Annotated in this window: 5 protein-coding genes; 2 read left to right on the forward strand and 3 right to left on the reverse strand. The window is 35.6% G+C overall.

What is annotated here, in order from left to right:
- Positions 1-425: 425 nt before the first annotated feature.
- Positions 426-1,766, reverse strand: coding sequence for a type I glutamate--ammonia ligase (gene glnA / locus HMPREF2846_RS08120; protein ID WP_002480826.1), 1,341 nt, complete (start codon positions 1,764-1,766; stop codon positions 426-428).
- Positions 1,767-1,786: 20 nt separating this feature from the next.
- Positions 1,787-2,152 (reverse strand): MerR family transcriptional regulator, encoded by a 366-nt coding sequence (locus HMPREF2846_RS08125; protein ID WP_002480827.1) that lies wholly within the window; start codon positions 2,150-2,152, stop codon positions 1,787-1,789.
- A gap of 461 nt (positions 2,153-2,613) precedes the next feature.
- On the opposite strand from HMPREF2846_RS08125, the gene cls reads away from it, so the two are divergent.
- Complete coding sequence (cls, locus tag HMPREF2846_RS08130) at positions 2,614-4,092, forward strand: cardiolipin synthase (protein ID WP_070626400.1); 1,479 nt, start codon at positions 2,614-2,616, stop codon at positions 4,090-4,092.
- 54 nt (positions 4,093-4,146) lie between these two features.
- Here cls and HMPREF2846_RS08135 read toward each other — a convergent pair whose 3' ends face one another.
- Complete coding sequence (locus HMPREF2846_RS08135) at positions 4,147-4,341, reverse strand: hypothetical protein (protein ID WP_023015265.1); 195 nt, start codon at positions 4,339-4,341, stop codon at positions 4,147-4,149.
- 128 nt (positions 4,342-4,469) lie between these two features.
- On the opposite strand from HMPREF2846_RS08135, the gene HMPREF2846_RS08140 reads away from it, so the two are divergent.
- Positions 4,470-5,003 carry a thermonuclease NucI gene (locus tag HMPREF2846_RS08140; RefSeq protein WP_002480830.1) on the forward strand — a complete coding sequence of 178 codons (534 nt, stop codon included), beginning with the start codon at positions 4,470-4,472 and terminating at the stop codon, positions 5,001-5,003.
- Positions 5,004-5,038: the final 35 nt, after the last annotated feature.

Genomic DNA, 5,038 nt, shown 5'->3' on the forward strand with positions numbered 1-5,038 from the left:
CGACAAGTCCGTAGGACTTTGTCGACAGTCTGACCGACGCAATTTTGCGTCGGTTTTTTAATGAAAACACAGAAAAAATACTATGAAGTATATGAAATTTAATAAATAAAAGATATAATAAAAATGAACATGTGAGAGAAAAAGAAGGTACATGAATCAACGAAGTGGAGGAGAACGTTATGGTTCTGACTTATCGTACCTTATTATTTGTCTTATCATTAATGATGCTGTTGTGCTTTGAAGCAAGTAAATCTTTAGGACCTGTATTTTTCTATTCGGTGTTAGGAATATATATGGTAGCAGTTTCTTTCATTTTGTATAAACTTGGTAAGATAAAACGCAATAAAAGATTAAGATAGCAACAAAAAAGAGGCCAGTCGGCCTCTTTTTTTATCCCTATTGTTTAGCACCTGTGTGCGTAGTGATTAATACAATTTCATGTATTGTTCGCGTTCCCACTCAGATACTTGTGTTCTATAGTAATCCCACTCAATTGATTTAGAGTTGATGAATTGATTATAAATGTGTGAACCTAAAGCATCTTTAACAATTTTGTTTTCACGCATTGCTTTTAATGCTGTGTAAAGTGTTGAAGGAAGATCTTCGATACCGATTGCTTCACGTTCGTCACGGTTCATTTCATAGATATTTTGGTTTACAGGTTCAGTAACTTTAAGTTTGTTTTTGATACCGTCTAAACCAGCTTCTAAGATTGCTGCTAAAGCCATATATGGGTTAGCTGCTGGGTCAACTGAACGAACTTCTACACGTGTAGATAAACCACGTGAAGTTGGGACACGTACTAATGGAGAACGGTTTTTACCACTCCAAGCGATATAACATGGTGCTTCGTAACCTGGAACTAAACGTTTGTATGAGTTTACTAATGGGTTACATACAGCAGTGAATCCACGTGCGTTTTTCAAGATACCTGCGATGAATTGGTAAGCTTCTTCAGTCATTTGGTCACGACCATTTGGATCGAAGAATGCATTTTCTTTACCTTTGAATAAAGAAACGTTGAAGTGCATACCGCTTCCGTTTACACCAAATAATGGTTTTGGCATAAATGTCGCATGTAAGTTATGTTTACGTGCAATTGTTTTAACAACAAGTTTGAAAGTTTGGATGTTATCACATGCAGTGATGGCATCTGCGTATTTGAAGTCGATTTCATGTTGGCCAGGCGCAACTTCGTGGTGGCTGGCTTCAATGTCAAAGCCCATGTCTTCTAATTCTAATACGATATCACGACGGCAGTTTTCACCTAAGTCAGTAGGAGCTAAGTCAAAGTAACCGCCATGGTCATTTAATTCTAATGTTGGTTCGCCATATTCATCTAATTTGAATAAGAAGAATTCTGGTTCAGGCCCTAAGTTGAAATCAGTGAAGCCTAATTCTTCCATTTCGTTTAAGACACGTTTCAAGTTAGTACGTGGGTCACCAGCGAATGGTTTACCATCTGTACCGTATACGTCACAGATTAAACGTGCAACTTTACCTTGACTTGCTGTCCAAGGGAAGATAACCCAAGTGTCTAAGTCAGGGTGTAAATACATATCTGATTCTTCAATACGAACGAAACCTTCGATTGAAGATCCGTCGAACATCATTTCATTATCTAATACTTTTTCTAATTGACTTACAGGTACTTCAACATTTTTGATTGTTCCTAAAATGTCAGTGAATTGCAAGCGTAAATATCTTACGTTTTCCTCAGTAGCAAATCTGCGGATGTCATCTTTTGTAAATGTACGTTTTGCCATGTTTTAAATCCTCCAGTGAATTATTTGATAAAACGAGATAGGTCGCCTCGATTTATCGGGATAGCTTCCTGTTGCGGTTTCTGTGTTGCTTCAACGATAACGTGTTTTCTGATGGCTTTTTCATCAGTAGACAAATGTTGATCATCTTGATAAATGATTTGTTTGATTGCTTTTAGGTTAAACCCTTTTTCTAATAGGTGTTTGATTTCTAACAGGCGATCTAAATCATTCATCGAAAATAATCTTTTGTTACCGGGTGTTCTCTCTGGTTTAACGAGTCCATGTGCTTCGTAATACCGTACCTGTCTTGGTGTTAGCTCAGTCAATTGATTTACGACACTCATAGAGAAGACGGCCATGTTTCTGCGAAGTGCATCATTTGACATTTCTCCATCACCTCTATTTTTGAACTTGTTATTAACTTATCACAAATAAACCGAAATTACAAAAATATGTAAGGTTTCCTAACATCAGTATAAAAAGCCTTATATATCAAGGGTTCAACATATATTTTCTGATAATTCTAACAAATTAAAACACGAACCATTCAAAAACATTTCACATTTTCGTTCCGATTTACTGCGTTTTTACTTAAATAAGAGAGAACCTACTATGACTTTCTCTATGTAAAATTATACCTAAGTTGCGTTAGACATAAACATTTGACTAAATGAAATGTGAAATTAGACGTACTCAAGTACTGATATTTCAGTTGTTTATATGATGTCTTAAGCGATTATAAATGTTAAAATAGTTTTATCTTATTTATATTAAATGATAGACGTTTTAACTTACCATTAAATCAATGTAAGAGTTTAAAATGAATCGCAAGAATGGAGTTGAGACAATGATAGCCTTTTACGTACCAGGATTACTAGGTGATATATTGCTAGGCATATTTATCTTATTCACAATCTTGAATTTGATTGTTGCCTTTAATATCATCTTCTTGAAAAATAGGTCGACAAGTGCCACATGGGCTTGGTTGTTTATTTTATTTATCGCACCAGTGTTAGGTTTCTTCTTATACATTTTATTTGGAAGAGGCGTATCAAAGAAAAAGTTATACAAAGATTACAGAAAAGATATAGAACAATTTGATGATATTATCAATGAACAACGTTACCAAGTTCAACAAAATCAGATACAAAGTGATAATGAAATAGTTCAACGACATCATGACTTAGTAAATATGCTGTTAACGAGACAACCTGCTTTCTTAACAGAAGGTAATGATATCGATGTGTTTGTCGATGGCCATAAATTATACGATCAAATGATTGAAGATATTAAAAAAGCGGAGTCTTTCATCCACTTAGAGTATTATGTATTTGAATTAGATGGTTTAGGCCATCGCATTATTGATGCTTTAGAAGAGCGTTTAGAAGCGGGTGTAGAGGTCTTATTATTATATGATGATATTGGCTCGAAAAAGTTAACCTTGCGCCAATTCAAGCGTTTTAGAAAGCTTGGTGGGCAAGTTGAAGCTTTCTTCGCAAGCAAACTGCCGTTAATCAACTTCAGAATTAATAACCGTAACCATAGAAAGATTGTTGTAATTGACGGTCAAATCGGTTATATCGGTGGTTTCAACGTTGGAGATGAATACTTAGGCTTAAGTAAAAAATTCGGTTATTGGAGAGATACACATGTCAGAATTAAAGGTTCTGCAGTGGATGCGTTAGAATTACGCTTTATGTTGGATTGGAACTCTCAATCTAAACGTCAAACGTTGCCATATAAACCTAAATACTTCCCAGTGAAAGAAGATGTAGGGGAAGCTTCTGTTCAGATTTGTTCAAGCGGACCTGATGATAACTGGCATGAAATTGAATTCGGCTATACAAAAATGATTAACTCAGCTAAAAAATCGATTTATATGCAGAGTCCTTACTTCATTCCAGATAATTCTTATATCAATGCGTTGAAGATGGCCGCAAATTCAGGAGTAGACATTCACTTGATGATTCCTGATATGCCTGACCATCCGTTTGTATATTGGGCAACGTATTACCATGCGGCAGAGCTATTAGACTCTGGTGTCAAAATCTATACGTATAATAATGGGTTTATCCATTCTAAAACGATGGTAATTGATGATGAAGTGGCTAGTGTCGGTTCAGCCAACATGGACTTCAGAAGCTTTGAATTAAACTTTGAAGTCAACGCTTTTATGTATAACAAAGAAATCGCTACAGAGTTACGTAAAGCGTTTGAACATGATATCACACTTTCAACAGAATTAACGAAAGCACGTTATGCGAATCGTTCATTCTGGATTAAAATGAAAGAGGGCTTCTCAAAACTGATTACACCAATTTTATAAGATAAGAAAAACTCGGAAGTGAGCTGTCTCATTTCCGAGTTTATTTATACTGTGTTATTTTCTTTTATTGTGTTTATCTCGATTCTGCTGGATGATAAATAAAATAAAACCGACGAGCATTCCCATTAAGATGCCAATAATTGCTGTGACTAGTAATGGAAACTCATATACATATTGCAAAATCAAGCCGACGATAATTGCGACTGCAACGGCAACAATCGTTACAATATTTTCTTTAATGGCTTGCATAGCGCGCCTCCTCATCAAATTCCTTGTTTCTATCATACCAAATTTTTGTGCATCAGAGAATTGACGCACCTATGAAAAAATAGGTATGATGAGTCGGTGATAACTTTAATCAAAGCAGGTGAAAATTTTTGAAACGTAAGTCTATGTCGTCAATCATTGTAATTGCAGTGATTGCTGTAATTGTTTTAGGTTTCCAATACTTTAATCATTCAGGTCCCTTTAAACAAAGCGGTGGAGAACAAGCGTCGACATCGATGGGGGATAAAGAAGCGGTTACTGTCAAACGTGTTATTGATGGTGACACCTTTATCGCAACAGATAAAGATAATCGTGAAATTAAAGTCAGAATGATTGGTATGGATACACCAGAAACAGTTAAACCTAATACACCTGTACAACCGTACGGGAAAGAGGCTTCAAACTATACCAAGAAGCATTTAAATAACCAAAAGGTTTATTTAGAATTTGATAAAGAGCCGAAAGATCAATATGGCCGCTATTTAGCTTATGTTTGGTTAGATGAGAACCATATGTTTAACGAAGAATTAGTTAAACAAGGACTTGCACGTGAAAAGTACTTTGCGCCGAATGGCAAGTACCGAGATGTGCTTAAAGATGCTGAACGAGAAGCGAAACAAAAACATTTAAATATTTGGAGTTAAAAAATAACGGACAAGCTGAATGTGCTTGTCCGTTA

It is taken from the genome of Staphylococcus sp. HMSC056G08, assembly GCF_001812305.1.
GTDB lineage: Bacteria > Bacillota > Bacilli > Staphylococcales > Staphylococcaceae > Staphylococcus > Staphylococcus simulans.

What these genes read in the sequence shown, in the direction of transcription:
- HMPREF2846_RS08135 (WP_023015265.1), bottom strand. Translation starts at nt 4,341, where the DNA reads ATGCAAGCCATTAAAGAAAATATTGTAACGATTGTTGCCGTTGCAGTC.
- HMPREF2846_RS08125 (WP_002480827.1), bottom strand. Translation starts at nt 2,152, where the DNA reads ATGTCAAATGATGCACTTCGCAGAAACATGGCCGTCTTCTCTATGAGT.
- glnA (WP_002480826.1), bottom strand. Translation starts at nt 1,766, where the DNA reads ATGGCAAAACGTACATTTACAAAAGATGACATCCGCAGATTTGCTACT.
- cls (WP_070626400.1), top strand. Translation starts at nt 2,614, where the DNA reads ATGATAGCCTTTTACGTACCAGGATTACTAGGTGATATATTGCTAGGC.